The following is a 24,805-nucleotide window of genomic DNA, read 5'->3' as shown; positions in this document are numbered from 1 at the left end:
ATGACCGACCTCCGGTACCTCCCCGACGCGGACGACGTCACCGAATTCGAGGCGGCGGTGACCGAAGCGACCGAGGAGTACGTCGTCCTCGACGGGACGTACTTCTACCCCGAGGGGGGCGGCCAACCGGCCGACCGCGGCCGCCTCTCGTGGGACGGCGGCGAAGCGACGGTCCGGGACGTACGCAAGAACCACGGCGACGTGCGCCACTACGTCGAGTCTATCGAGGGGACGGTGCCGGCAGCGGGAACGACCGTCACCGGCGAGATAGACGCCGACCGCCGCGAGCAGTTGCGCCGGATGCACACCGCCCAGCACGTCGTCTCCCGCGTGGTGCTGGACGAGTTCGACGCCGCGACGGCCGGCAACCAGATTCACGTCGACCGCTCGCGAATCGACTTCGAACCCGCCGACTTCGACGCCGAGGACGTGGCGACCATCGAGCGTGCGGCCAACCGCGTCGTCGACGCCGACCTGCCCGTCTCGAAGGCCGAGCGACCGCGCGCCGACGTTGAGGCCGAGACGCCCGAGGGCCGCACCCAACTCGACCTGATTCCGGACCACGTCGACCCCCTGCGCGTGGTCGAGATAGCCGAGTTCGACACCTGTCCCTGTGGGGGCACCCACGTCGACCGCACGGACGAGATCGGCGCTATCCGCGTCACCGACCGCACGTCGAAGGGCGCCGACGTCGAGCGAATCGAGTTCGAACTCGACGGGTAGTCACTCGGCTCCGGTGTCCGCCCACGTCCCCACCGCTGGGGACTCGGGGTCGATGTCGGCGACGAACCGCATCGTCGCGAGGTTGGCGGCGAGGCCGAGGACGGCGCCGCCCGCGACCCCGACGACCAGTCCGACGACGGGTACGTTGACGACGAGCAGCGACGCGAACGGCGAAAGCACGAGGACGAACAGCAGGAACCCGACGAGGTACCGGAGGTACGCACCGCTGGCTATCGCGAGGCCGTACGAGGCCCGGAGCGCGTCGAGGAGGTCGGTCTCCCGGAGGACGAGGAGGTAGGGCGTCGCGGCGAACAGGTACGCGAGGACGACGAACACCGGAATCGACAGCACGACGAGCGGGAACAGCGCGTCCAGTCCACCGCTGGCGCCGGCGAACCCGAACGGCAGGAGGAGGAGCACCGGAACGCCGGTCAGCACGAGGAACGGCAGGAAGAACCGGCGGACGTTCGCCGCGAAGTCGTACCGGCCCGCGACGAGCGCCTCCTGGAGACTGCCGAAGTAGCCCGCGATCAGCGCCGCCTGTAGCGCGAGCGCCGCCGGGACGACCAAAAGCACCAGCGGGAACCCGACCATCGGGACGCCGGTCTGGACCGTTCCCCCCTGACTCGGCGGGTTGACGAAGGTCCAGACATCGACGACGGAGACCGGCGCCGCCAGTTGAAGACTGACGTGGAAGCCGTCGAAGGTCAGCACGGACCAGAGCTTCTCCGTGTTCAGCAGCGCGGTCAGCACGGGGACCAGCGCGAGGGGGAGGACGTCGAGCGCCCGCCGCCACCCGTCGCCGAGTCGCGTGACGAACGACGGCATCGTCACCGCCGTAGTCGCCGGTGCGGGCCGCCGGCGGCGGGTCGGTTCCGTGGCTGGGCGAGCGGGAAGCTACGTCCGTGGCGGGGCTGACTGGAGGGCATCACCGGACCGTCGTCCGACTGCGACAAGTCGTTTGTGTTCGGCCGTCAACGCCGGAGTCGTCGGAGTCGCTGAGCCACACCGACGAGGACGAGGGCGACGAACAGGAGCGCCACCAGTCCGAGGTCGAACCCGGGGCCGTCACCAGCGGACAGGCCCGAAGGCGGGTCGTTGTCCCACTGGTTGCCCTCGCTGACGTTCATCTGCCCCGCTTCGGTCCCCTCGACGGCGACGGTGCCGCCGCCGGCCGGGAACCCGATGGTGACCTCGTCGCGTTCGCCGGGGTCGAGCCGGACCGTCTCGTTGGCGACCGGGCGGCCGTCGACGGTGACGGTGAGGGTACGCTGGGCCGGCCGGTCGCCGGGATTCTCGACCGTCGCGGTGACGTTGGTCTGGTACCCCTGTCTGGCCCAATCCGGCGGGCTGGTGGTGTTGACGACCCTGACCTGTCCCGGTTCCAGCGAGGCCACGGCGAGCGACGAGAGGCCGTCCGCGGTGGCGAGATACCGGCCGGCGCTGCTGTCGTACCGCGTCGGTAGCGCCGACCAGCCCCCGTTCGTGTACCGATAGACGACGACGCTGTCGCGCGAGCGGTTGTCGGGCACGGCCTGCGCGTCGACGTCCACCGCGAGTCCCACGCTTCTGACCGCCTCGTCGTCGATGCCCGTCTCGACGGGCACGTATCCCAGCGCGTCGCCGCGCGGGACCGGCGGCAACGGTCCGGAGTCGGTCGTCGGTTCGAACACCGTCGTCTCGACGGTCGACTGGTCGGTGGCGAACGTGACGTTCATACTGGAGAGCGTCACCGCGGGTGCCTGCGAGGACCGATCGGTGAGGGCGAACGACGGCGTCGCGCTCTCTCCGGCAGCGGCCCCGCGAATCGTGATAGTGACGCCCTCCGCCGTCCGGGACTGCGTGATGCGTAACTGCTCGCGTCCCGGCGCGTTCGAATCGCCACCGTCGTTCGAACTGCTCCCGAGGTCGTTCCCGTCGTCTCCCGAGACGGCCGATGGACCGCCGTCGTTCGAACTGGAGTCGTCACCGTCGGCGGGCCCACCACCGCCACCGCCGCCACCGCCGGTGTTCGACGGCGCTGCAGTTGGCGCGTCAGTCGGCGGCGCGTCCGTGGGTGTCGGTGTGGGCGTCGGTGACGACGGGAACAGCGGCGGGAACAGCGGATCGGGCGTCCCGGCCGGTATCGGGGTGAGCGTCTCCGTCGGTGTGTCGGTCGGCGTTTCAGTTGGCGTCGGCGTCGCGGTTGGCGTCGGCGTCGCGGTTGGCGTCGGCGTCGCGGTTGGCGTCGGCGAGTCTGTCGGGGTGGACGTCGGGGGCGGAGTCGACGTCTCTGTCGGCGTCGGCGTGGGCGTCGGAGTCGGTTCCGGTGTCGGGGTGGGCGTCGGCGGCGGAGTCGACGTCTCTGTCGTCGTTGGTGTCGGTTCCGGCGTGGGCGTCGGAGTCGGTTCCGGTGTCGGGGTGGGCGTCGGCGGCGGAGTCGACGTCTCTGTCGCCGTTGGTGTCGGTTCCGGCGTGGGTGTGGGTGTCGGCGGCGGAGTCGACGTCTCTGTCGGCGTTGGCTCAGGCGTTGGTGTCGGCGTCGGCGTTGGCTCAGGCGTTGGTGTCGGCGTCGGCGGCGGAGTCGACGTCTCTGTCGCCGTTGGTGTTGGCTCAGGCGTGGGCGTGGCCGTCGGTTCTGGTGTCGGTGTGGCAGTTGGCTCCGGCGTCGATGTGGCAGTTGGCTCCGGCGCCGATGTGGCAGTTGGCTCCGGCGTCGCGGTCGGTTCCGGCGTGGGCGTCGCGGTCGGTTCCGGCGTGGGTGTCGCAGTCGGTTCCGGCGTCGGAGTGGCTGTTGGCTCGGGCGTCGATGTTGGTGTCGGCTCCGGCGTCGGTGTCGCAGTCGGTTCCGGCGTCGGAGTGGCTGTTGGCTCCGGTGTCGGAGTGGCTGTTGGCTCCGGTGTCGGAGTGGCTGTTGGCTCCGGCGTCGGTGTCGCAGTCGGTTCCGGCGTGGGTGTCGCCGTCGGCTCCGGTGTCGGCGTAGCTGTTGGCTCGGGCGTCGGCGTCGCCGTCGGTTCTGGGGTCGGTGTCGCAGTCGGTTCCGGCGTCGCCTCCGTCGCAGTCGGCGGAATCGACGGCGTCTCGGTCTCTGTGGCCACCTGCAACGTAGTATCTGGTGCGGAGACGGTCGCAGACGTATCCGCGAGCGCACCGGCACCCACGAGCGCCGTAGCGAGGACAACTGAGAGGCTCAGGAAGAAGGCCAGCAGGAGACGCGAGAGCGGGCGGCGACCCATGGCGGCCCCTCCGTCTATCGCAGGAATAGTTACCCGCAGGCAAGGATTCGATAAGCCCGACTTATCGGGCTGTTCGACCGCCGGCGGAGTCGTGACACGGTGTGTGGACCACCCGTGTCCGAGAGACCGACCGCGGCGGCCGTTCCCGCCCGTCAGCGCGGTGAGGGCACCGTCGGCGGGAGAGCGGAAAGCCGAGGTTGCACCCCGCCAAAGCAGCGGGTGACTATCTCGTCCGGACCGCCGGTGACCGGTGCGGCGAGATGCGACAGCCGTGAGATAGCGGACAGTGGGCGTGTCGGCGGGCCGTTCGAGTCGGGAAGAGTACGGATAACTATCCTTCTGCGTAGGAGAGGATTAGCCATGACCCGACCCGCAGCGTCACGGCGGCAGTTCCTCCGAACAGCGAGTCTCGCGGGCGCCGTCGGCTTGGCCGGCTGCGGTGGCGACGGTGGTGACGGTGGCGACGGCGGCGTCACCGGGGACGAGTACCCGACGATAGACGAGTGGCTGACCGAGACGGAACTGGGCGGGGCGGACGACACGTACGACGGGTCGTTCGTCGACCAGCGAGACAGCGACAGCGTGACCGTCGACGTCGGCGCCGAGGGGAACGGCGGGGCGTTCGCGTACGCGCCATCGGCGCTTGTCGTCGCCACCGGCACCGAGATACGGTGGAACTGGACCGGCGAGGGGAACCCACACAACGTCGAAGCGCTCCCCGAGGAGCAACTCGGCGAGTCCGACTACGAGTTCAGTTCCGGCGAAGCCGAGGGCGGGTCCGGCGTGAAGTACACGCGTACCCTAGACGAGGCGGGTATCCTCCTCTACCACTGCGAACCCCACTTCTCGCTCGGCATGAAGGGGGGCATCGCAGTAGAGTGAGCGGCCTCAATCGTCGCCGCGGCCGAGGTCGTAGAACTCGTCGTTGGGTCGCATATCCGCGAGGTGGGCCAGTCTGTTCGAGAGGTTGAAGAAGGCCGCGACGCTGCCGACGTCCCAGACGGCCCGGCGACTGAACCCGTGGTCCTCCAGTCGCTCTACGTCGGCCTCGGTCACCTCGGCGGGTCGCTCGGTGAGTTTCACCGCGAAGTCGAGCATCGCACGGTGTGCCTCGCTGACGTCCGCCGTCCGGTGATTCGAGGCGATTTGCTCGGCCAGTTTCGGCGCGTCGGCGTAGATACGCAACAGCGCCCCGTGTGCGACGATGCAGTACAGACAGTCGTTGACGCCGCTGACGGCGACGACGATCATCTCGACCTCTTCGCGTTCCAGTTCCGTCTCCTCAACGAGGGCGTCGTGGTAGGCGACGAACGCTCGGAAGTGCGAGGGACGGTAGGCCATAGCCGAGAAGACGTTCGGCGTGAACCCCGCACGCTCGGTCTCCTCGTCGATGCGGGCCCGCAGGTCCTCGGGCACGTCGTCGTGGTCGGGCACCGCGAAACGCCGCATCGCGTCGTCCGCGTCAGCCATACACACACCGGCGTCGCGGGCGCGCTTCAACCTTGGCCCGACCGGGACTCGGCGCGGGGCCGAACGAATCAGTCCAAAGGTCTAAGCCTCCCCGGCCCGGACATACTGTCACTATGAGCACGGAAACAGAGGACGGGGACGACCTGCGCGAGCGCATCACGAACTTCCTGCGCCGGAACTTCCCGCAGATTCAGATGCACGGCGGCAGCGCGGCCATCGAGGAGATCGACCGCGAAGAGGGCAGCGTCACGATCCGTCTGGGCGGTGCCTGTTCCGGATGTGGCATCTCGCCGATGACCATCCAGGCGATCAAGACGCGCATGACCAAGGAGATCCCGGAGATCAACGAGGTCGTCGCGCGCACCGGGGCGGACCAGCAAGAGGGCATGGCCGGCGGCGCCAGCCCCTCCTTCCCCGGCGAGTCCCGCGGTGGCGACGTCGGCGGCGACGACGAAGGCCCCGAAGCGCCGTTCTGACGCCAGACTTCTCCCGTTTTTCGCGGCCGACGAGCCACGCGTCCGCGTAGTCCGTGTCCACGACCGGTGGGCGCGCATCCACACCCACATGAACCCGATTTGGAGTTGCATAGCTAAAATCCTCGTATCGATAGTGGCCGTGCTTCTGAACCCCCCAGATATCTCTATGAAATTCGATTTATATAATCGAGGAGAGGCCATTCACTGCTATAACTTCGGAAATAGAATCAGATGTGCGTTGGAGAGCCTCAGGCACCCTTCATGCCGCCGCTGGCGAGGCCCTCGACGACCCACCGCTGGACCAACGCGAACAGCACGATGACGGGCACCATCGTGAGCGTCGCCGCAGTCAGTAGCAGTTCCCAGGCCACGGCGTTCTGTGACTGGAACAGTTGCAGTCCGAACGGGAGCGTCCGGGTCGCGGCCGTCTGCGAGAGGATAGAGACGAACAGGTAGTCGTTCCACGAGAGGATGAACGTGTAGAAGCCGGCGACGGCGATGCCCGGCAGGGACATCGGGACGATGATGCGCCCCAGGATGTCCAGATGCGAACAGCCGTCCATCTTCGCGGCCTCGTCCAACGATTTGGGGATGTCGTCGAAGTACCCCTTCAGCAGCCACGTCCCGAGCGGGATGCCCAGCACCGAGTGGGCGACGATGATGCCCACGAGCGAGTCGATGAGCCCGATGGTGAACATCATCAGGAAGAACGGGATGAGGATGAGCACGCGGGGCAGCATCTGGGTCCCGAGGAACGTGAACAGGAGTCCGCTCCGTCCGGGGTACTCGAACCGCGACAGCGAGTACGCCGCCAGCGTCCCGACGACGAGCGTGATGGCCGTCGTCGTCGTCGCGACGATGGCCGAGTTGATGAAGTACTGCTGGAACAGGCCAGTCGACATGACCGTGACGTAGTTGTCGAGCGTGAAGTCACTCAACGCGGGCACGAGTTGGGACGAGTACAGGAACTCTGCCGACGTGAACGTCACCAGCACCATGTAGAACACCGGGAGCAACAGGAACGTCATGTACAGCCCGATGACGGCGTAGACGACCAGTGCCCGGCGCGGCGACATGTCCTCTGCGAGCCACGCGTCGAGTCGGTCGGCGAACGAGCGGTCGGTGGCTTGCGTCGTCTGCTGTTTCGTTTCGGTTGCCATGGTCAGTCACGAGCCTCCAGATGCGCGTACACGACGGTGAACACCATCATGATGAGCAGCATGGTGACGCCGATGCTCGCGGCGTAACCCATCGCGTACTGTTGGAACGCCTGCTTGTAGATGTACGTCGCCAGTACCTCGGTGTTGCCCAGCGGGCCCCCGCCCGTCGACAGGTAGATGATGTCGAAGTTGTTGAACGTGAAGATGACGTGGAGCACGATCATGATCATCGACACGTACGATATCTGCGGGAGCGTGATGTAGCGGAACCGCTGGAGCGGACCGGCACCGTCCAGCCGTGCGGCCTCGTACTGGGTGTCGGGGATGGACTTCATCGCCGCCATCAGCGCGATGGCGTAGAACGGGACGTTCCGCCAGACGTGCATCAGCACGACCAGCGGGAACGCGACGCCCGGTTCGCCGAACCAAGCGGTCGTCTCCATCCCGAGGCTCCCGAGGATGATGTTGACCGGGCCGAACCCGTTCTGCGTGAGGAACCGGAAGATAATGACCATCACGATGATGGGCAGGACCCACGTTACCATCGACAGGCTGCGGAACAGCGCCGCGCCCGGCACCTTCTCTTTCAGCGCCAGCGCGAGCCCCAGTCCCAGCACGTACTGGATGGACACCGCGAGCGCGGTGAGCAACACCGTGTGCCACAGCGCCGTCTGGAACGCCGGCGCACCCACCATCTGGGCGAAGTTCTGGAGCCCGACGAACGTCTGCTGCTGGGGACTCAGCAGCGACGCCTCGTAGAACGCCAGCTGGATGCCCCGGAGCGTGGGGTAGATGATGATTATCCCCATGAGGATGACCGAGGGGAGCACGAGTGCGTACCCCAGCCAGGTGTCCTCGAGGAACGCCCGGAACTCGTCGACGTAGGCGCCACCCGTCGGTTCGGTATCGGTGCGCGTTGCCATGCGTGTCTCAGAGCTCGCTCGCCAGACTCTTCAGTTCGTCGTGGAACTGGTCACCGGCCTCGTACGGGTCGGTCTTGCCGTAGGCGACCTGCTGCATGTAGGTGTAGAACGGCGAGCGGACCTGTCCCCAGCCGATCTTCGCCAGCGCGCGCCCGGTCTTGAAGACATCGGTGAACGGCGCCCAGTTCTCGTTGGTGATTGTCGACTCCACGTCCTTGTGGACGGGGGTCATACCGTTCCCCTTCGCGTCCTCGCCCATCGCGGTGAGCGTATCGGGCGAGGCGAAAGACGCCGCGATGCCCTTCGCGGTCTCCTTCTGGTCGGAGTGCGTGTTGACCATGACGGGTTTGACTTCGAGGAACGTCCCTTTCGAGGCCCCCTCACCTCGCGGGAGGTGGCCGACGAGCGTCTTGTTGTTGAGGATGTCCTTGGTCTTCTCGCTGTTGTTGATGTTGTCCCCGGAGGTCCAGCCGCGGAGCCACGTCCCACACTCGATGAACGCCCAGCGGCCGTTGAGGTAGCCGGGGTCGTTGACCTGCCAGCCGGTCCCGAGCGTGTCTGGGTCGCCGACCGGGTCGTCGGCGGCGTAGATTTGGTAGTACCAGTTGTCGAATATCTGGCCGAGCTGGTCGGCGGTGATGTTGAGCTTCCAGGAGTCGCCGTCGGGGACGTACAGTTGGTCGGTGTGCTGATAGACGTGGGACATCCACTCCTGGAACGCCCGCACGCTGCCTTTCTTGGTGCAGTTGTGGTAGGCGTAGATGTCGTCGTACTCGCTGTTTATCATCCGGCCGACCTCGTGGAACGCCGAAGCCGACTGGGGCACGTCCTGTCCGAGTTCGTCGAGGATGTCCTGTCGGACGATGAACGCCCGGGCGTTGCCGTTGTAGGGCAGCCCGTACAGTTTCCCGCGGTAGGTCAGCGCGTCGAGAGCGCTCTGTACGTAGCCGTCGTACCACGGGAGCCCCTCGGCGAAGCCCCCGATGGGTTCGAGGTGGTCGGCCTTGACGTACTCCGTGAGGTGGCTCAGGACCCCCTCGATGACGTCCGGGTCGCCCGTGCGGGCCCCGGTGAGGAACTTCTGCCGGAGGTCCTCGTAGGCGAAGCGTCCCATTCTGGGCTCCTGACCGATACGCTCCTCGGCGTTTTTCAGGAACGTGTCCTTCCAGATGGGATCCGTGCCGTCGTTGGGGAACGCGTAGTTCCAGAACAGCGGGGCGTTCCCGCTGTCACCGCTGCCACCGTCACCGCTGGTGGTACTGCCGTCTCCGGTGTCGCCGCCCATCTCGTCTGCGGCCCCGTCGCCGCCGGTGCCGCCACAACCGGCGAGTCCGGCCGCCGCGCCGACGCCGAGCGCTTTCACGAGTGACCGCCTGCTGAGTCCAGATGAACTACTGTCTGACATGGTGCAAACCCTAGCAGGCACATTGCCCTATCCCTATTTATAGTTTCCCCTGATCGACCGTGGACAATGAGTGCGACAGCGACCCACACGGCAGTAGATTTATTGCTTGGAATGCAGGAGAGTATGGTGCATGCCGAAGATTGCCTTCGTCGGAGCGGGTAGTATGGTGTTCGCCACGAAACTCGTGGGGGACATCCTCTCGTTCGACGACCTGAACGACAGTACCATCGCGTTGATGGACATCGACGAGCATCGACTCGACCAGACGACCCGCGTCGCCGAGGCGATGGTCGAGAACGAAGGCCTCGACGCGACGGTCGAGTCGACCACCGACCGCGTCGAAGCGCTCGACGGCGCCGACTACGTCCTCAACATGATCAACGTCGGCGGTACCGAGCCCTTCGAGAACGAAATCCGCATTCCCGAGGAGTACGGCGTCGAGCAAGCCATCGGCGACACCATCGGCCCGGGCGGCATCTTCCGCGGCCTGCGAACCATCCCGACCATGCTCGACCTCGCCAACGACATGGAGGAACTCTGTCCCGACGCCCTGCTGCTGAACTACACGAACCCCATGTCCATCCTCTGTCAGACGATGTTCGAGGCGACGGACATCGAGACCGTCGGGCTGTGTCACAGCGTTCCCCACACCGCCGAGGCCATCGCCGACTACGTCGACGTCCCCGAGGACGAACTGGAGTACTGGGTCGCGGGCGTCAACCACGTCGCGTGGTTCCTCGAAGCCACACACGACGGCGAGAGCGTCTATCCCGCCCTCCGCGAGGCCTACGACGATCCCGAGACGTACGAACGCGACACCGTGCGCTTCGAGATGCTGAAACACTTCGGCTACTTCCCGACCGAATCCTCCCACCACATGTCCGAGTACGTCCCGTACTTCCGGACCGACGAGGACACCATCGAGGAGCTGACCGGCACGGACTACGCCGAACGAATGCCCACCGCGACGTACCTCGAAGGGTGGCAGGAACGCTCTGAGGAACGCGACGACCCGGAACTGGGCGTCGATCTGGACGAAGTGGGCGTCGAACGCTCCGAGGAGTACGCCTCCCGGCTCATCCACTCCATCGAGACCGACACCACCCGCCGGTTCAACCTCAACGTCAGCAACGAGACCAACGCCATCGAGTCCCTGCCGACCGACGCCTGCGTCGAGGTCCCCGTCCTCGTCGACGGCACCGGCCTCCACCCGTGTTCGGTCGGCGAACTCCCCAACTCCGTCCGCACCTTCCCCCAGCAACACGTCGCCGTCCAGCAACTCGCCGTCGAGGGCGCACTGGAGAACGACCGCGAGAAAGTCCACCGCGCGGTCAAACAGGACCCGCTCACGGCGGCCCAGTTGACCCTGCCGGAGATTCACGAGATGACCGAAGAACTGCTCGCCGCCAACGAAGCGTACCTCCCGCGACTCGAATAACCGACGCGCCACCGACAGCGTGCTATCATTTCTCCAGTCGCCACTCGAAGCGAGTGGCGACGCTCCCGAGTCCTCGAACAGGGCAGACGAGACGACTGCCGGGGCGAGTAGCTCACTCGACGCCGATTTCGACGCCGCTGACGTCGTCGAGACCGACTAGGGCCTCGACGTCGTCGCTGTCCGGCGGGTCGCGGTTTCGAAGCGCTTCGCCAGTTTTGCCGTCGAAGACGTGGATGCGGTCCTGCGGGAACTGCACGGTGAGCGTGCGGCCCGACTCGATGACGATGTCGCCTTCGAGCGTCGCCGTGTACTGCTCGCCGGCGATGTCGAGGTAGACGTAGCTCACGTCACCGAGCGGTTCGGTGACCTGCACCGTCGGCGAGAGAGCGTTGTGGGTACCCTCGGACACCGCCTTCACGTCCTCGGGGCGGATGCCCAGCGTGAACCGCGACCCGTGTCCCTCGATGTCGGCGTAGACGTCGTCGTCGAGTTCGTACTCGAAGGCGTCGTGGACCAGCGTCGGCGTCGGCCCCGACGTGTCGAGTTCGACGTCGAAGAAGTTCATCGACGGCGACCCGATGAACCCGGCGACGAACTGGTTGGCCGGTTCGTGGTAACACTCCAGCGGTGTCCCGAGTTGCTGGAGTTGCCCGTCGTCGAGGACGGCGATGCGGTCGGACATCGTCATCGCTTCGGTCTGATCGTGCGTGACGTAGATGGTCGTCACGCCGAACTCCTGCTGGAGTTCCTGCAGTTCGGTCCGCATCTGCGTGCGGAGTTTGGCGTCCAGATTGCTGAGTGGCTCGTCCATCAGGAACACTTCCGGCTCACGGACGATGGCCCGTCCCAGCGCCACGCGCTGTTGCTGGCCGCCCGAGAGCTCGTCCGGTTTCTTGTTCAGCAGGCCACCGATGCCCATCATGTCGGCGGCGTTCTGGACCCGGTCGTCTATCTCGTCCTCCGAGAGGTCCGTCGTCATCTTCAGCCCGAAGGCCATGTTCTCGCGGGCCGTCATGTGCGGATACAGCGCGTAGGACTGGAACACCATCGCCATGTTGCGCGACTTCGGCTTCTTCTCGGTGACCGTCTCGCCGTCGAGGACGATGTCTCCCTCCGTGGGGGTCTCCAGTCCGGCAATCATCCGTAGTGTCGTCGACTTCCCACAGCCGGACGGGCCGACCAGTACGATGAACTCGCCGTCGTCTATCTCCGCGTCGAACGAGTCGACGGCGACGATATCGCCGCCGTCGTCGTGGAATATCTTGGTGAGGTTCTGTATGGCTAATTCGCCCATGCCACATCCAATATTGTAGGAGGTGTTAAATCTTGCCACGCTCCAGGCGGCGTCTCGCGACGGGGATCGAACGGTCGAACGGGGCGCATTCGTTTCCGATACGTGAACAGCCGGGGGCCACCGAATCGGACGCTCCAGTTCGCACGTAGTTGGTGCGCAGATAACCGACTCACTCACACGAACCGGTGCCCGACGGCGCGACCGACAGCATCGAGCGGCCGAGATTCGTCTCCGCATCGGCGGGTCGGTTACCGTCGCCCCCTGCTGGTTCGCTGCCCGTACGCGTATCCGAAAGCGCGGTGTCGTGCTGTCCCGTCCGGGACTCATACTGGTGGCTGTAACAAACTGAAGTAATTCGCCACCCCGGGGTGGCGAATATCTTTACGAACTTACAGCCACCAGTATCACTCGATCCCGGTTCGGTACTCGCGGTACAGTCCGTCCTGCATCACCTGACTCCGGCCGCCGTCGACGAGGATGCTCTCGCCCGTGACGAACGTCGCGTCGTCGCTCGCGAGGAACGCGGCCATCCCGGCGACGTCTGCGGGCGTGCCGAGTCGCCCGACGGGATGAATCTGTTCGGTGTACTCGTAGTCGTCGCCGAGTTCCTCGCGCGTGCGCTCTATCTCTACCCACCCGGGGTTGATGGTGTTGACTGTGATACCGTGGGGCCCGAGTTCCAGCGCCATCGCCCGCGTGAGTCCGTTGATGCCCGATTTGACGGCGTTGTACGGGAACAGTCCGGGCATCGTCAGGAAGGCGTGATTCGAGGACATGTTGAGGACGGTGCCGCCCTCTGGCATCGCCTCGACGGCGTGTTTCGTACAGAGCCAGAACGAGCGGAAGTCCGTCTCGACGACGAACGCCCAGTCGGAGAGGGTGGCCTCGCTCGCCGTCGTCTCCGTCTGGACGCCCGCGTTGTTCACGAGGACGTCGACGCGGCCGTACTCGGCGACGGTGTGGTCGATTAGCGCCTCGATTGCCGCGGGGTCGCGCATGTCGGCCTGTACGAACGTCGCCTCGCCGCCGTCCTCGCGGATAGACGCGGCGACGGCCTCGCCGGGATCGCGGGAGCGGCCGGTGACGACCACAGACGCCCCTTCGGCGGCGAAGCGACGGGCGACGCCCTCGCCGATGCCCCGTGTCGACCCCGTGACGACGACGACGCGCTGTTCGTGACGGTTCGGGACGGCGTTCGCAGTCGGGTCTGTCGAAACCATCGATCGCCACTGCGCGCCCGACCGACAAATATCCTCTGGAGGGCGGGCGCGGGTCGTCGCTCGGCCGTCGGCGCGAGACGGGTGCCCGACCGCTCAGGTCGCTACCACTCGGCGACGCTGCCGTCGTCGTGTCGCCACACCGGGTTGTGCCAGTCGACCTCTTTCTCGGCCTGTTCGCGGACGTACGACTCGTTGATTTCGACGCCGAGGCCGGGTTCGTCCGGGACGGCGACGTAGCCGTCCTCGTACTCGAACACCGACGGGTCGGCCAGATAGTCCAGCACGTCCGTCGTCTCGTTGTAGTGGATGTTCAGGCTCTGTTCTTGGATGAGCGCGTTCGGCGAGCAGGCGTCGACCTGTACGCAGGACGCCAGCGCGAGGGGCCCCAGCGGGCAGTGTGGCGCCATCGCCACGTCGTAGGCTTCGGCCATCGACGCTATCTTCGTGACCTCGGTGATGCCGCCGGCGTGCGAGAGGTCCGGCTGAATCAGGTCGACGGCGCCGTCCTCGAACACCTCCTTGTAGTCCCACCGGGAGAACATCCGCTCGCCCGTCGCGATGGGGATAGTCGTGTGGGCGGCGATGTCCGGCAGGGCCTCGTTGTGTTCGGGCAGGACCGGTTCCTCGATGAACATCGGTTCGTGCGGCTCCAGCGCCTTCGCCAGCCGCTTCGCCATCGGCTTCGTGACGCGACCGTGGAAGTCGACGCCGATGTCCACCTCGTCGCCGACGGCCTCGCGTACCTCCGCCAGACGGGTGACCGCCGCCTCGACGGTGGCGGGGTCGTCGATGCGCTCTATCTCCGGGGTCGCGTTCATCTTCAGGGCGGTAAAGCCGGCGTCGACCTGTTCCCGGGCTTGCTCGGCCACGTCAGAGGGCCGGTCGCCGCCGATCCACTGGTAGACGCGGATGCGGTCGCGGGCGGCACCGCCGAGCAACTGGTGGACCGGCGCTCCGAGTTGCTTGCCCTTGATGTCCCAGAGCGCCTGATCGATGCCCGCGATGGCGCTCATGAGGACGGGACCGCCGCGGTAGAACCCGCCGCGATACATCGTCTGCCAGTGGTCCTCGATGTTCTCGGGGTTCTCCCCGAGCAGGTAGGTGTCCATGAGTTCCTCGACCGCCGCCTCGACGGTGTGCGAGCGGCCCTCGACGACGGGTTCCCCCCAGCCGACGGTGCCGTCGGCCGTCTCGATTCGGAGGAAGAGCCACCGGGGCGGGACCTCGAACAGTTCGTAGTCGACGATTCGGTTCGCGTCGCCGCCGTCCGTCCGTACGGTGCTGTCAGTCATCGGTGGGTGGTCTGGAGCGTCGTGGTAGTCGTCGCCGAGTCGTCCCGCCGTCGCCGGGGTACTGACTGTCCGGAACCACACGAAGCGAGTGACGGTGTCGGTGTCATCGTCCGTCAGTTTGTGAATGACCTATTTAATCGTTGTGTCGATAGGTGGTCCGGATGGGCGAAGGAGTTCACGGTATGTGAACGGATCGCGTATTCACTCGGACACCACACACGAGAGATTACGACCGCCGTCGAGACGGCCAGACCGTGTGACGTGCGTTCACGATATAGAAACGGAAGGGGCGCGTGAACGTGCTACAAAGCCAGCCGTCCGTCCAGCGTCGGGGCGTCGGAGCCGGCAGAAAGTGACCGCACTGCACGCGAAGACGCGTACGTCCGGTCCGTGAACGCCCGATAACATAGGTACCCCTGTTATCCGATTCCCGCGGCATCCGGAAACGACGGCGTTCACGATGCGGGAACGCACCGGCGGGGTGCTGTGGCTGGCAAGACAGAGTCGGCGCGAGTCATCGAACAGATAACCCCCAAACGATGATTTTCCGACTATTATTCTCTAGCATTATAATGATACCTCATTTCACCTTTCGCGATATCGTAATACCCGTCGTTTTTCGTGTATAGGACCACTATAGTCCCGATTGTATCGTCAGTCACAGAGCGCCAGTGGTACGCCTAGATTTCACCCCACAATTCGGAGTATTCAGACGTTTTAACACCCCTAAATCGGAATATTTGCATCACTTTCGAGAAGACGAGAGTATATATCAGAATTTGTTTATTTGTGCCGAACTATAATCTGTCCGTCTGTTATTCGAGCCCGACCTCGTCGACGGGCGCCTCGACCACGGCCACGTCGTACGCGCCGACGGTGTCGTCCCCGACGACGAACGCGGCGTCGGCCGGCGTGGCGAGCGACCGGGGGTCGCTCGTGAAGTTCGTCACCCACGTGTAGCCGTCGCGCTCTGCCGCGCGCACGCCGTCGGGGAACGGGTCCGCGTGGTCGACGGCGGCGGCCGCTAGCAGGTCCTCGACGAGTGCGTCCGCGAGGCCCTCGCCGGGCCAGCACCCGACGGTCGTGACGGTGCCGTCGCCGACGCTGTCGTGGACGACGGCGGGTTCGCCGGCCGCTTCGCCGCTCCGGTACTGGCCGCGCGTCTCGGCCGCCGCGGGGTCGAGCCACCCGGCCCACGTCCGGAAGTCGTAGGTCTCACCGCGGTACTCGACGGTGGTGTCGAACTGCTCGGGGAGGCTCTCGTGGCGGGCGACGCGCGCCCCCACGAGATCCGCGAGCGGACCGGGCGCCAGCGCCTCGTGAAGTTGGTTGTGCGGGTCCTTCTCGCCGGTTCGCGCACCGAGCAAGAGGTGGCCGCCGTCCGCGACGAAGTCGGCGAGGTGAGCGGCGAGGTCCTCGCCCGCGAGGTACAGCGTCGGCGCGACGGCGGCCGCGTAGCCGTCGAGGTCGGTCGACGGCGGGACGACGTCCACCTGCACGCCGCGCGCCCGAAGCGCGTCGTAGTACGCCCGGAGGTGCGACCAGTAGTGCCAGTCGGGCGAGTGCGGCTGAGATTCCGTGGCCCAGAGGCTCTCGTAGTCGTGGAGCAGTGCGACGGGCGCGTCGACGGGCGCGAGGTCGAACAGTTCCGGCGCGGTGGCGGCGGCGTCGCGGTATCCCCGGTCTGGACTGCCGTCCTGCTTGCGCAGGCCGGCGTGGTACTGTTCCTGCCCCTGACGACAGCGGCGCCAGCGGAAGTACAGCACCGCGTCCGCGCCGTGGGCGACGGCGTGGTGAGCCCACAGACGCATCGCACCCGCCCCTGGTTGCGGGGCGTGGGGCGGCCAGTTCACGTCGCCGGGTTGCTGTTCGAGCACCCAGAACGGCACCCGTTTGGCACCGCGGTAGATATCGTGGTTCATCCCCACTTCGTCCGGGTCGCCGGCCCGCAGTTCGTCCGTGGTGGGTTCGCCGGGCTGGCGGTCCTGTACGAACCCCGTCGGGTAGGAGTCCCACCCGAGGAAGTCGAGGTCGTCGGAGAGCGAGTAGGCGTCGAGCGTCGGGAAGTCGCCCATGAAGTTGTGCGTGGCGAACCAGTCGTCGTTCGCCTCGCGGATCAGGTCGGCGTGCAGGCGGTTGTACTCGACGACGCTGTCGTTGGCGAATCGGTAGTAGTCCAGCAGGCGCGAGGGGTGGTGTTCGGCCGGCGTCGGGCCCGGCGGGTCGACGGCCTCGAAATCGGAGTACTGCTGGCTCCAGAAGGTGTTTCCCCACGCCTCGTTCAGCGTCTCGACGTCGCCGTACGTCGATTCGAGCCACTCCCGAAACGCCGCCGCGCAGTCCTCGCAGTAACACCGCACGGTCCGGTGACAGCCGTACTCGTTGTCGGCCTGCCACCCGGCGACGTGGGGGTCGTCCGCGTACCGTTCGGTCATCGTCCGAACGATGCGTTCGGTCTCTTCGCGGTAGGTCGGCGAGTTGAAACAGGTGAACCGGCGGCTTCCCCACTCGCGGGGGGTCCCGTCGGCGTCGGCCTGCCGAATATCGGGGTGTTCGTCGACCAGCCACTTCGGCGGCGTCGCCGTCGGCGTACACAGCACCGCCTCCATGCCGTACTCGCCGACGAGTTCGACGGCCTCGTCCAGCCAATCGAAGTCGAACTCGCCGCGTTCCGGTTCGACGCGCGCCCACGAGAACTCGGCCATGCGGACGTACGCCAGTCCCGCGTCGGCCATCTGCTCGACGTCAGTCTCCCAGCGCTCGCTGGGCCAGTGTTCGGGGAAGTAACAGACTCCGAGTGTCATACTCCCTCGGGCGTGGCGGTGTGGGATACGTCTTGCCCCCGGCAGACGGCGACGCCGGACGACGACGGTACGTTCCGGAATCAGCGCTGAACCGGGCGTAGAGTGCCTGATAGAGCCGGTCAAGTCGACGAGCCGGCACACTGTCGGCAGAAATCACACCGTTTTAACGTCGTCGCGGAGATGGTCCCAGTATGACCGACACGGACGGGTCGAACGTGCTTTTCGTCGTACTGGACACTGTCCGGAAGGACCGACTGTCCGTCTACGACCCCGACATGGAGACGACGCCACGGCTGGCCGAGTTCGCGGAGGAGGCCGCCGTCTTCGAACAGGCCGTCGCGCCGGCCCCGTGGACGCTCCCCGTCCACGCCTCGCTGTTCACCGGGAAGTACCCCAGCGAACACGGGGCGACGCAGGAAGACCCCTACCTAGAGGGGGCGACCACGCTCGCGGAGTCGCTGTCGGCGGCGGGCTACGACACCGCCTGTTACTCCTCGAACGCGTGGATCACGAGTTACACGAACCTCACGGCCGGGTTCGACGACCACGACAACTTCTTCCAGATCATGCCCAGCGAGCTCCTCTCGGGCCCGCTGGCGACCCTCTGGAAGACGATGAACGACAACGACACCCTTCGGGGGGTCGCCGACCGACTCGTACAGGTCGGCAACAAGATTCACGAACACCTCGCCGAGGGTGGCGGCGGCGACACCAAGACCCCGCAGGTCATCGACAAGACCATCGACTTCGTCGACGAGAGCGACGACTTCTTCGCGTTCATCAACCTGATGGACGCCCACCTCCCCTACCACCCGCCCGAGGAGTACGCCGAGGAGTTCGCGCCCGGCGTCGACTCCACCGAGGTGTGCCAGAACTCGAAAGAGTACAACTGCGGCGCCCGCGACATCGACGAGGAGGAGTGGGCCGACATCAAGGGCCTCTACGACGCGGAACTGGCCCACATCGACGACCAGTTGGACCGCCTGTTCTCGCACCTGAAAGAGACGGGCCAGTGGGAGGAGACGACGGTCGTGGTCTGTGCGGACCACGGCGAACTGTTCGGCGAACACGGCCTCTACGGCCACGAGTTCGGCATCTACGACCCGCTGGTGAACGTCCCGCTGATGGTCAAACACCCCGACGTCGAACCGGGTCGGGACGACGAGACGGTGGTCGAACTGGTCGACCTCTATCACACGATTCTGGACGCGGCCGGTGCCGAGGGCCGCGGCGAGCGACTGGAGTCGGTCCGCTCGCTCCTCTCGGCGGACTACCGCGAGTTCGCCGGCGACGTGGGCGGCGTGCCCCGCGGCGACGTCGGCTTCGTCGAGTACCACCAGCCAGTGGTCGAACTGCGCCAGCTAGAGGGGAAAGCCCAGTCGGCGGGCATCGAACTGGACGAGCAGTCCCGCTTTTACTCCCGGATGGGCGCGGCCCGCACCGCCGACGAGAAGTACATCCACTGTACCCGCATCCCCGACGAGGCCTACGACGTGGCCGACGACCCCGGCGAGACGGAGAACCTCGTCGGCACCGACGCCGAACCCGCCCACCTCGAAGACGCGCTGTGGGCCTTCATCGAGGACGTCGACGCCGACTGGCCCGACGAGGCCGACGGGGCCGACGGCGAGGTCTTAGACGAGATGGACGACGACACCAAAGACCGCCTGCAGGACCTCGGCTACATCGACTGACGTGAGTTCGGACAGCGCCGCCCTCGACTTCGCCGACAGACGCACCGTCGCCCAGATACTGCTGGGTTTCGCCGTCGCGGGGCTGGTCGTCTACCTCCTCGTGGACTTCGTCGGGACGGCCGACGTCGTCGCGGGCCTCCTTCGGGCGGACCTCGGGTGGCTGGCGCTGGCCTGCGTCTCGACGGCGCTGTGTCTCACTGCGTGGGGGAAGGCGTGGCAAATCGTGCTGGGCGTCGCCGGCATCGACGAATCGTTCTCGCGTCTCGTCGTCACCTACTACGCCGCTACCTTCGCCAACTACGTCACGCCGCTGGGACAGGCCGGCGGCGAACCGTTCATCGCCTACGTCCTCTCGCGGGACACCGAGGCGAGCTATCAGGATAGCCTCGCGAGCGTCGTCACGGCGGACCTGCTGAACCTGTTCCCGTTCGTCACGTTCGCCGGCGTCGGCTTCGCGGCCCTGCTGTACGGGAGTTCGCTCCCCGAGGCCATCGAACCGCTCGCGGGCGGTCTCGTCGTCCTCTCGGTGGGCGTCCCGGTCGTCGCCGCCGTCGGCTGGCGGTTCCGGAAGCGACTCGGCCGGGCGCTGCTCGACGCGGTCGCACCGCTGGCCAGCAGGACGCCCCGCGTCACGCTCGCGGGCCTTCGAGAGCGACTGCGCGAGACCGAACAGGCATTCCAGCGCATCGCTCGCGACCGCCGCGCCCTCGTGGAAGCGCTGTTCTTCTCGTACGTCGGGTGGGTGTTCTTCGCGCTCCCGCTCTTTTTCGCCGCGGAGGCCATCGGCGCGGAACTGACGGTCCTGCTCGTGTTCTTCATCGTCCCGGCGTCGACGCTTGCCGGACTGGTCCCCTCGCCCGGCGGGTCCGGGGCCGTCGAGACGGCGCTGGTCGTCCTCGTGGTGGCGCTGACGAGTATCGGCCAGACGGACGCGACGGTCATCGCGATCCTCTATCGGGTCGCGAGTTACGTGTTCGCGCTGTTGCTGGGCGGCGCTGCAGCGCTGTACGTGCTGAAGCGGAACTAGGTGTCGGCAGACTGCTTGCATCTGGCACGGCCGGCGTGACGACCCGTCGGTGGGGCTTGCCGGCTGTTCGTGCGTGACTATAGTAACAAGTGAAACGATTCACACACCGACCGCACCGCTGTCGTGCGGTCGGGTGTGCATTGATTTTCAATGGCTACTATAGGTAGTCGGACGCGAATTCGTTCGTTCCTAGGTCGTGTTGTGTTCGACGAACGTCGGCCGCCAGTTCGAGATGTCACGCAGGTCCCGTCCAGCGACGCGCCAGTCGCCGTCCGGCGGGACGGGCGAGACGATCATCGTCGTCGGGGTCGCAAGCGGTCGGAGCGGGAGGCGCCGGTCGCTGTGGAACCCGAAGGCCGCGAGCAGGGCAGGCGGGATAGCGTCGCCGCGAACCGCGATCACCGTCGAGTCGGTGTGGTCGGCGAGCAGCCGGTCCAGCAGGGCCGGGAGCGCCCGGTCGCGTTCGGCGTCGCCGACCAGCGGGACCGCGTCGGCGACGTTGGTGACGGGACCGGACTCCGTCTCCCGCGTCCCCGTGACGACGCCGGCGACGGGCCGACCCCCGAGACGGGCGGTGTAGACCGTGTACTCCCACCGCGGGTTGCCGAATCGGTACTCGAAGAACTGCTCGTCGCGGTAGGCGTGTATCTCGGTCGGCGGGCGCCGTCGGTAGAGGCGGGCTAGCGTCGACGCCGGTATCTCGGTGTGGCGGGTGACGCTCACCTCGTCGGGGACGTCGACTCGGCGGCCGCGGGCCCGGAGATACGTCCGCGCGGCCCGGTCGCCGGCGACGGCGGCGAGTCGATTGTCCACGCCGGCGTAGGCCGCGGGGTCCTGCACGCGGTAGTACGTGGTGTGTTCGCCGGCTATCTCACAGCCCAGTTTCGCCAGCCCAGCGGTCGTCATCCGGTTGGGTACGTTGAACGTAAAGTCGGCACCGCCGTCGGCGTAGTCCTCGAACAGGCGCTGGCTCATCCGACTGAACAGGCCCCGCCGGCGGTGGTCCTCGTGGACCATCGTGTCGCATGACTGGATGGCGGTGTGGTACGTATCGCCCGCCCGCATCTGGAAGGCGAGGTTCGGGCGCGCGCCGACTATCCGGCCGTCGCGTTCGGCGACGACGATGGGTGCCTCCGGGAGATACGGGTTGTCGGCGAACTTCCAATCGAACCACTCGGCGGAGAAACCCGAAAAGACGCGGTCGTGCAGCGTCAGGAACCCCTCACGGTCCTCGGGCCGGTACCACCGAATCGTGTAGTCGTCGTCGGACTGGCGTCGCTCGACGGTCGTCGTCTCAGTCGGCATCGGTGAGGTCCAGACCGGGGACTAACTGGTCGCTGCCGAGGTGGTGTCGCTGATAGACAGTACAGTGAGTCTCGTGGTCGAAGTGCGCACGGTCGTTACACAGGTCGGCCGCCATCGGCGACACGAACGCCCCCTGTATCTCACAGTAGGGCCGTTCGTGGTCGAACGAGTGCTCCCCGTCGGTGTCTCGGTAGTCGAGATGTGGGCAGACCATCGCCGTGAACGACAGCCCCGGCGTGTTTGGTTATGGAGGTCATTCTACACGTATCAGGTCGTTACCGGCCTTCTAAGGCCGATAGCCGTGTTGTAACGAAGTACCGAACGGTGCGAGTGATACCAGTGTCATACGACGACTACCACCGGCAAAAGAAGGTCATCGTCACTGTTGCCACCACGGGCGCAGTCCACGGCAAGGACGCCAATCCGAACCTGCCCGAGCAGCCAGACGAAATCGCCCGACAGGTAGCAGCCTGTGAGGACCTCGGGGCGTCTATCGCCCACCTCCACGGTCGGAACGAACACGGTGAGAACGACGCATCGCGACTGCAGGCGGTCAACGACGCGATTCGAGAGCGCTGCGACGACATCATCATCCAGAACACCACGGGCGGGCAGAGCCCCTACGAGCGCCGCGTCGCGGGCATCCGGACGAACCCCCCACCGGAGATGGCCTCCCTCGATCTGGGGCCGTTCAAACGCGACAAACACATAATCACGAACCACACCCGAAACAACATCGAGCGCCTCGCCGTCGAGATGCAATCGAAAGGCATCAAGCCGGAACTGGAGGTGTTCAACTCCGGCCAGCTCGCCGAGGTCAAACGGCTCGTCGACGAGGGGCTGGTCGAGGAACCGCCGTACATCAACCTCATCTTCGGCGGGTCGTTCACGCCCGCGAACCCGCAGACGCTTCTCACCATGGTCGACAACATCCCCGACGGCGCGGAGTTCAACGTCCTCGCCATCGGCCCACACCAACTGCCGCTGACGACGATGGCGGTCCTGCTGGGCGGGCACGTCCGCGTCGGGATGGAGGACAACCTCTACTACCGCCGCGGCGAGAAGGCACAGAGTAACCAGCAACTCGTCGAGCGTACCGTCGAGATCATCGACCGACTCGACCGGGAGGTGGCGACGCCAGACGAGGCCCGCGAGATGCTCGGCATCTCTCGACAGCAGGTCGAACGGCCCGCCGACTGGGACTGAGCACGCGTCGGTGGCTCGTCCGTTCGAGACGTGGACAGTCCAGCAGTCAGCGAGTGGTTCGGCCCCGGCGACGACACAGCGCGGCGGTAGGTGACACCTACGGCCAGTTCAGAGCGGGATATCGACGGTGAACGACCGAAGACGCGATTCGAGCGCGTGAGACACTACGTCGGCCCAACCACTGGCCGTCACCGCACTGGACTGGTCGCGTCGCTGCGGGACACGTCGGTCACCGCGTCGCCGTGCGAGCGGTCGGTTCACTCGGCCGCTCGCTACGATTGCTCGTCGCCTTCGTCCCCCGCTTCCCACAGTCGAAGCAACCGCGTCAGCGTCTCGTTGACCGGTACCGTCCCCTCGCCGTGTTCGACGACGTAGCCGTTGATGGCGTCTATCTCCGTTCGCCGGCCCGCCTCGACGTCCTGCAACATCGACGAGCGGTTGGCGGCGGTGTCTCGACTCACCCGTCGGGCCAGCGAGATGGCCCGCTCGTTCGAGAGGTTGACGCCCTGCTCTCGGGCGACGCGGGCCGTCTCGCGGGCGGCGTCGGCGGCGAGTTCGCGTCCCGGCCCCGCTGTGAGCGCGCCGTTCTCGACGCGAGCGAGCGCCGTCGTCGCGTTGATGGCCGCGTTGACCGCCAGTTTCTCCCAGAGACGCGTCGGCATGTCTGTCGCCACCGTCGTCTCGACGCCGGCGGCGTCGAACGCCGCACCCACGTCGTCGGCAAGCGTCGAAGGGCCGCCCTCGCGGGCACCCAGCACCACCTCGCCGCGACCGGTGAACTCGACCCGACCCGGATCGGCCAGTCTGGCGCCGTAGGTGCAGGTGCCGGCCAGCACCGGACAGTCCAGTTCGGCCGCGAGCGTCGACTCGTTGCCCATCCCGTTCTGGACCGAGAGGCAGGCGTCGAGCGAGCAGTCGGTCAGTGCCGCGGCGGCGTCGGCGGTGTCGTAGCTCTTGACCGCCACCAGCGCGAGGTCGGCGCTGTCCGGTGGGTCGGTGTCGGCCGCCGGGTCGACGTGGACGGATTCGGCGCCGACCACGTCCAATCCCTCGCGCTCGACGGTGCCGACGTGTGGCTCCCGGCCGACCAGCGTCACGTCGTGTTCGCGGGCGAGCAACCCCCCGAGGAGAGTCCCGAGACTCCCCGCACCGACGACGGCGATGTGCATGCGCGACGAGAGGGCGGGGCCGTACAAAAGGGTTCCAACGCGGACAGACCACCAGCCACAACAGCGCCGGTCACGAAGCGGGCGTATGGACGAGATGGACACAGACGCCGACCGGATGGCCGAGGCCATCGACGCCGTCGGGGTCGACCGCCTCACCGACGCCATCGTCGACGTGTGGGAACGGGCGGGACTGGACACCGGAACGCCGACGTGGCCCGACGACGGGCCGCGGTTTCGGGTTCGCCCGCCCGCAGGCGACACGGACGCGCGGGTCGATGCGCTCGCGGCGGTGCTGGACGCGTCGCCGCGCCGGCCCGACGAACTGTTCGTGTACCTCGACGTCGGTCGGCGGGCGGGCCTCACCGGCCGCCCGCGCTTCGAGCTAGAGACGCTCTCGGGCCACGCCGACGTCACCGTCGACGGCGACCACACCGCCGGCACCGTGCCGCTCACCGGCGAGACGTTCGACGCCGTCACGACGCTCGTAGACGAGGTGACCTACCTCCTCGTCCGGGACGCCGACGGCGTCGCGCTGGTCGAGTGGCGCGAGGAGACGGTTCGGTTCACCGTGCCCGAGGACGCGCTGTCGGCGGTGAGAACGGGGCTCGACGCGGCGACGGCCGACCGCGTCGAGCGGTGCTGACTCGACGGACGGAGATCGGGACCGGACGCTCAGTCTTCCTGCCAGTAGTATATCTCCTCTTTCGGGGCGCCACAGGCCGGACACTCCTCGGGGAGGTGCTCTATCTGGCCCATCTCACCGCACGACCAGCAGCGCCACATCAGTTCGGCCTCGCCGGCCTTGCCCGTCGAGACGTGTTCGCTGGAGAGCGCCTCGATACCGTCGTCGATGGTCACGTAGAAGCCGTGCTCGTCGAAGCCCCGTATCGTCCCGAGTTCGTTACCTTCGTCGTCGTACACCGGCTGTCCGAACGAGACCTCGTCACTCTCCGTGTGTGTGGACATATCGCTCATACAGACTGA

Annotated in this window: 23 protein-coding genes; 9 read left to right on the top strand and 14 right to left on the bottom strand. The window is 66.6% G+C overall.

The annotated features are described in order from the left end of the window. Nucleotides 1-723, top strand: coding sequence for an alanyl-tRNA editing protein (locus IEY28_RS20910; RefSeq protein ID WP_188996866.1), 723 nt, complete (start codon nt 1-3; stop codon nt 721-723). Here the strand turns inward: IEY28_RS20910 and IEY28_RS07115 are convergent, their stop codons facing one another. Together IEY28_RS07115 and IEY28_RS07110 are read right to left on the bottom strand one after the other, a co-directional pair. Then, nucleotides 724-1,551, bottom strand: coding sequence for a hypothetical protein (locus tag IEY28_RS07115; RefSeq protein ID WP_188995861.1), 828 nt, complete (start codon nt 1,549-1,551; stop codon nt 724-726). Nucleotides 1,552-1,697: 146 nt separating this feature from the next. Then, nucleotides 1,698-2,441, bottom strand: coding sequence for a DUF7407 domain-containing protein (locus tag IEY28_RS07110; protein WP_188996913.1), 744 nt, complete (start codon nt 2,439-2,441; stop codon nt 1,698-1,700). Here IEY28_RS07110 and IEY28_RS07105 point away from each other — a divergent pair. Both IEY28_RS07105 and IEY28_RS07100 read left to right on the top strand, forming a co-directional pair. Beyond that, a complete protein-coding gene (locus IEY28_RS07105; RefSeq protein ID WP_188996911.1) occupies nt 2,431-4,161 on the top strand; it encodes a hypothetical protein in 1,731 nt (576 codons plus the stop codon). The genes IEY28_RS07110 and IEY28_RS07105 overlap by 11 nt on opposite strands. Nucleotides 4,162-4,298: 137 nt before the next feature. Beyond that, on the top strand, nt 4,299-4,820 hold the full coding sequence (locus IEY28_RS07100) for a halocyanin domain-containing protein (RefSeq protein ID WP_188995859.1): 522 nt from the start codon (nt 4,299-4,301) through the stop codon (nt 4,818-4,820). A gap of 6 nt (nt 4,821-4,826) precedes the next feature. Here IEY28_RS07100 and IEY28_RS07095 read toward each other — a convergent pair whose 3' ends face one another. Next, nucleotides 4,827-5,408: a peroxidase-related enzyme gene (locus IEY28_RS07095; protein ID WP_188995857.1), complete on the bottom strand. Its 582-nt coding sequence runs from the start codon at nt 5,406-5,408 to the stop codon at nt 4,827-4,829. 113 nt (nt 5,409-5,521) lie between these two features. On the opposite strand from IEY28_RS07095, the gene IEY28_RS07090 reads away from it, so the two are divergent. After that, the gene (locus tag IEY28_RS07090) at nt 5,522-5,884 is read left to right on the top strand and encodes a NifU family protein (protein WP_166966788.1); all 363 of its coding nucleotides are present in this window, start codon (nt 5,522-5,524) and stop codon (nt 5,882-5,884) included. Between the two features lie 248 nt (nt 5,885-6,132). On the opposite strand, the gene IEY28_RS07085 is transcribed toward IEY28_RS07090, so the two are convergent. From IEY28_RS07085 to IEY28_RS07075, 3 genes are read right to left on the bottom strand one after another with little or no spacing between them, the layout of a single operon-like run. Then, entirely contained in the window at nt 6,133-7,044 is a 912-nt protein-coding gene (locus IEY28_RS07085) for a carbohydrate ABC transporter permease (RefSeq protein ID WP_220639400.1), read from the bottom strand. Between the two features lie 2 nt (nt 7,045-7,046). Then, a complete protein-coding gene (locus IEY28_RS07080) occupies nt 7,047-7,967 on the bottom strand; it encodes a carbohydrate ABC transporter permease (protein ID WP_188995855.1) in 921 nt (306 codons plus the stop codon). 7 nt (nt 7,968-7,974) lie between these two features. Next, entirely contained in the window at nt 7,975-9,372 is a 1,398-nt protein-coding gene (locus IEY28_RS07075; RefSeq protein ID WP_188995853.1) for an ABC transporter substrate-binding protein, read from the bottom strand. Between the two features lie 130 nt (nt 9,373-9,502). Here IEY28_RS07075 and melA point away from each other — a divergent pair, with 130 nt between their 5' ends. After that, nucleotides 9,503-10,810, top strand: a complete 1,308-nt coding sequence (gene melA / locus IEY28_RS07070) for an alpha-galactosidase (RefSeq protein WP_188995851.1) — start codon at nt 9,503-9,505, stop codon at nt 10,808-10,810. Between the two features lie 112 nt (nt 10,811-10,922). Here the strand turns inward: melA and IEY28_RS07065 are convergent, their stop codons facing one another. From IEY28_RS07065 to IEY28_RS07050, 4 genes are all read right to left on the bottom strand, one after another. Continuing rightward, the gene (locus tag IEY28_RS07065) at nt 10,923-12,104 is read right to left on the bottom strand and encodes an ABC transporter ATP-binding protein (protein ID WP_188995849.1); all 1,182 of its coding nucleotides are present in this window, start codon (nt 12,102-12,104) and stop codon (nt 10,923-10,925) included. A gap of 404 nt (nt 12,105-12,508) precedes the next feature. Continuing rightward, nucleotides 12,509-13,324 (bottom strand): SDR family NAD(P)-dependent oxidoreductase, encoded by an 816-nt coding sequence (locus IEY28_RS07060; RefSeq protein ID WP_188995847.1) that lies wholly within the window; start codon nt 13,322-13,324, stop codon nt 12,509-12,511. 101 nt (nt 13,325-13,425) lie between these two features. Next, on the bottom strand, nt 13,426-14,616 hold the full coding sequence (gene dgoD, locus IEY28_RS07055) for a galactonate dehydratase (RefSeq protein WP_188995845.1): 1,191 nt from the start codon (nt 14,614-14,616) through the stop codon (nt 13,426-13,428). Between the two features lie 815 nt (nt 14,617-15,431). Next, entirely contained in the window at nt 15,432-17,420 is a 1,989-nt protein-coding gene (locus IEY28_RS07050; protein ID WP_188995843.1) for a beta-galactosidase, read from the bottom strand. Nucleotides 17,421-17,611: 191 nt separating this feature from the next. Here IEY28_RS07050 and IEY28_RS07045 point away from each other — a divergent pair, with 191 nt between their 5' ends. Together IEY28_RS07045 and IEY28_RS07040 are read left to right on the top strand one after the other, a co-directional pair. Beyond that, nucleotides 17,612-19,114, top strand: coding sequence for a sulfatase (locus IEY28_RS07045; protein ID WP_188995841.1), 1,503 nt, complete (start codon nt 17,612-17,614; stop codon nt 19,112-19,114). Nucleotide 19,115: 1 nt separating this feature from the next. After that, nucleotides 19,116-20,141, top strand: coding sequence for a lysylphosphatidylglycerol synthase transmembrane domain-containing protein (locus IEY28_RS07040; RefSeq protein WP_188995839.1), 1,026 nt, complete (start codon nt 19,116-19,118; stop codon nt 20,139-20,141). Nucleotides 20,142-20,330: 189 nt separating this feature from the next. On the opposite strand, the gene IEY28_RS07035 is transcribed toward IEY28_RS07040, so the two are convergent. Then, nucleotides 20,331-21,446 (bottom strand): GNAT family N-acetyltransferase, encoded by a 1,116-nt coding sequence (locus IEY28_RS07035; protein WP_188995837.1) that lies wholly within the window; start codon nt 21,444-21,446, stop codon nt 20,331-20,333. Continuing rightward, nucleotides 21,436-21,660: a hypothetical protein gene (locus tag IEY28_RS07030; RefSeq protein ID WP_166966807.1), complete on the bottom strand. Its 225-nt coding sequence runs from the start codon at nt 21,658-21,660 to the stop codon at nt 21,436-21,438. Before IEY28_RS07030 ends, IEY28_RS07035 begins: the two co-directional genes overlap by 11 nt. A gap of 125 nt (nt 21,661-21,785) precedes the next feature. Between IEY28_RS07030 and IEY28_RS07025 the strand changes: the two genes are divergently transcribed. After that, a complete protein-coding gene (locus IEY28_RS07025) occupies nt 21,786-22,652 on the top strand; it encodes a beta-keto acid cleavage family enzyme (RefSeq protein ID WP_188995835.1) in 867 nt (288 codons plus the stop codon). Between the two features lie 272 nt (nt 22,653-22,924). Here IEY28_RS07025 and IEY28_RS07020 read toward each other — a convergent pair whose 3' ends face one another. Beyond that, entirely contained in the window at nt 22,925-23,821 is an 897-nt protein-coding gene (locus IEY28_RS07020) for a ketopantoate reductase family protein (protein WP_188995833.1), read from the bottom strand. Between the two features lie 85 nt (nt 23,822-23,906). Between IEY28_RS07020 and IEY28_RS07015 the strand changes: the two genes are divergently transcribed. After that, nucleotides 23,907-24,464 carry a hypothetical protein gene (locus IEY28_RS07015; RefSeq protein ID WP_188995831.1) on the top strand — a complete coding sequence of 186 codons (558 nt, stop codon included), beginning with the start codon at nt 23,907-23,909 and terminating at the stop codon, nt 24,462-24,464. Between the two features lie 29 nt (nt 24,465-24,493). Here the strand turns inward: IEY28_RS07015 and IEY28_RS07010 are convergent, their stop codons facing one another. Further along, the gene (locus tag IEY28_RS07010) at nt 24,494-24,796 is read right to left on the bottom strand and encodes a DUF7130 family rubredoxin-like protein (protein ID WP_188995829.1); all 303 of its coding nucleotides are present in this window, start codon (nt 24,794-24,796) and stop codon (nt 24,494-24,496) included. Between the last annotated feature and the right edge of the window lie 9 nt (nt 24,797-24,805).

The organism is Haloarcula pellucida (genome assembly GCF_014647235.1).
GTDB lineage: Archaea > Halobacteriota > Halobacteria > Halobacteriales > Haloarculaceae > Haloarcula > Haloarcula pellucida.
Note: the sequence above shows the minus strand (reverse complement) of the source record. Positions and strands in the feature narration are given on the sequence as shown.

Bases quoted from the DNA above. Each gene is read 5' to 3' on its own strand.
- IEY28_RS20910 (WP_188996866.1), top strand. From the start codon at position 1: ATGACCGACCTCCGGTACCTCCCCGACGCGGACGACGTCACCGAATTC.
- IEY28_RS07115 (WP_188995861.1), bottom strand. From the start codon at position 1,551: ATGCCGTCGTTCGTCACGCGACTCGGCGACGGGTGGCGGCGGGCGCTC.
- IEY28_RS07110 (WP_188996913.1), bottom strand. From the start codon at position 2,441: ATGAACGTCACGTTCGCCACCGACCAGTCGACCGTCGAGACGACGGTG.
- IEY28_RS07100 (WP_188995859.1), top strand. From the start codon at position 4,299: ATGACCCGACCCGCAGCGTCACGGCGGCAGTTCCTCCGAACAGCGAGT.
- IEY28_RS07095 (WP_188995857.1), bottom strand. From the start codon at position 5,408: ATGGCTGACGCGGACGACGCGATGCGGCGTTTCGCGGTGCCCGACCAC.
- IEY28_RS07090 (WP_166966788.1), top strand. From the start codon at position 5,522: ATGAGCACGGAAACAGAGGACGGGGACGACCTGCGCGAGCGCATCACG.
- IEY28_RS07085 (WP_220639400.1), bottom strand. From the start codon at position 7,044: ATGGCAACCGAAACGAAACAGCAGACGACGCAAGCCACCGACCGCTCG.
- IEY28_RS07080 (WP_188995855.1), bottom strand. From the start codon at position 7,967: ATGGCAACGCGCACCGATACCGAACCGACGGGTGGCGCCTACGTCGAC.
- IEY28_RS07075 (WP_188995853.1), bottom strand. From the start codon at position 9,372: ATGTCAGACAGTAGTTCATCTGGACTCAGCAGGCGGTCACTCGTGAAA.
- melA (WP_188995851.1), top strand. From the start codon at position 9,503: ATGCCGAAGATTGCCTTCGTCGGAGCGGGTAGTATGGTGTTCGCCACG.
- IEY28_RS07065 (WP_188995849.1), bottom strand. From the start codon at position 12,104: ATGGGCGAATTAGCCATACAGAACCTCACCAAGATATTCCACGACGAC.
- IEY28_RS07060 (WP_188995847.1), bottom strand. From the start codon at position 13,324: ATGGTTTCGACAGACCCGACTGCGAACGCCGTCCCGAACCGTCACGAA.
- dgoD (WP_188995845.1), bottom strand. From the start codon at position 14,616: ATGACTGACAGCACCGTACGGACGGACGGCGGCGACGCGAACCGAATC.
- IEY28_RS07050 (WP_188995843.1), bottom strand. From the start codon at position 17,420: ATGACACTCGGAGTCTGTTACTTCCCCGAACACTGGCCCAGCGAGCGC.
- IEY28_RS07045 (WP_188995841.1), top strand. From the start codon at position 17,612: ATGACCGACACGGACGGGTCGAACGTGCTTTTCGTCGTACTGGACACT.
- IEY28_RS07035 (WP_188995837.1), bottom strand. From the start codon at position 21,446: ATGCCGACTGAGACGACGACCGTCGAGCGACGCCAGTCCGACGACGAC.
- IEY28_RS07030 (WP_166966807.1), bottom strand. From the start codon at position 21,660: ATGGTCTGCCCACATCTCGACTACCGAGACACCGACGGGGAGCACTCG.
- IEY28_RS07020 (WP_188995833.1), bottom strand. From the start codon at position 23,821: ATGCACATCGCCGTCGTCGGTGCGGGGAGTCTCGGGACTCTCCTCGGG.
- IEY28_RS07015 (WP_188995831.1), top strand. From the start codon at position 23,907: ATGGACGAGATGGACACAGACGCCGACCGGATGGCCGAGGCCATCGAC.
- IEY28_RS07010 (WP_188995829.1), bottom strand. From the start codon at position 24,796: ATGAGCGATATGTCCACACACACGGAGAGTGACGAGGTCTCGTTCGGA.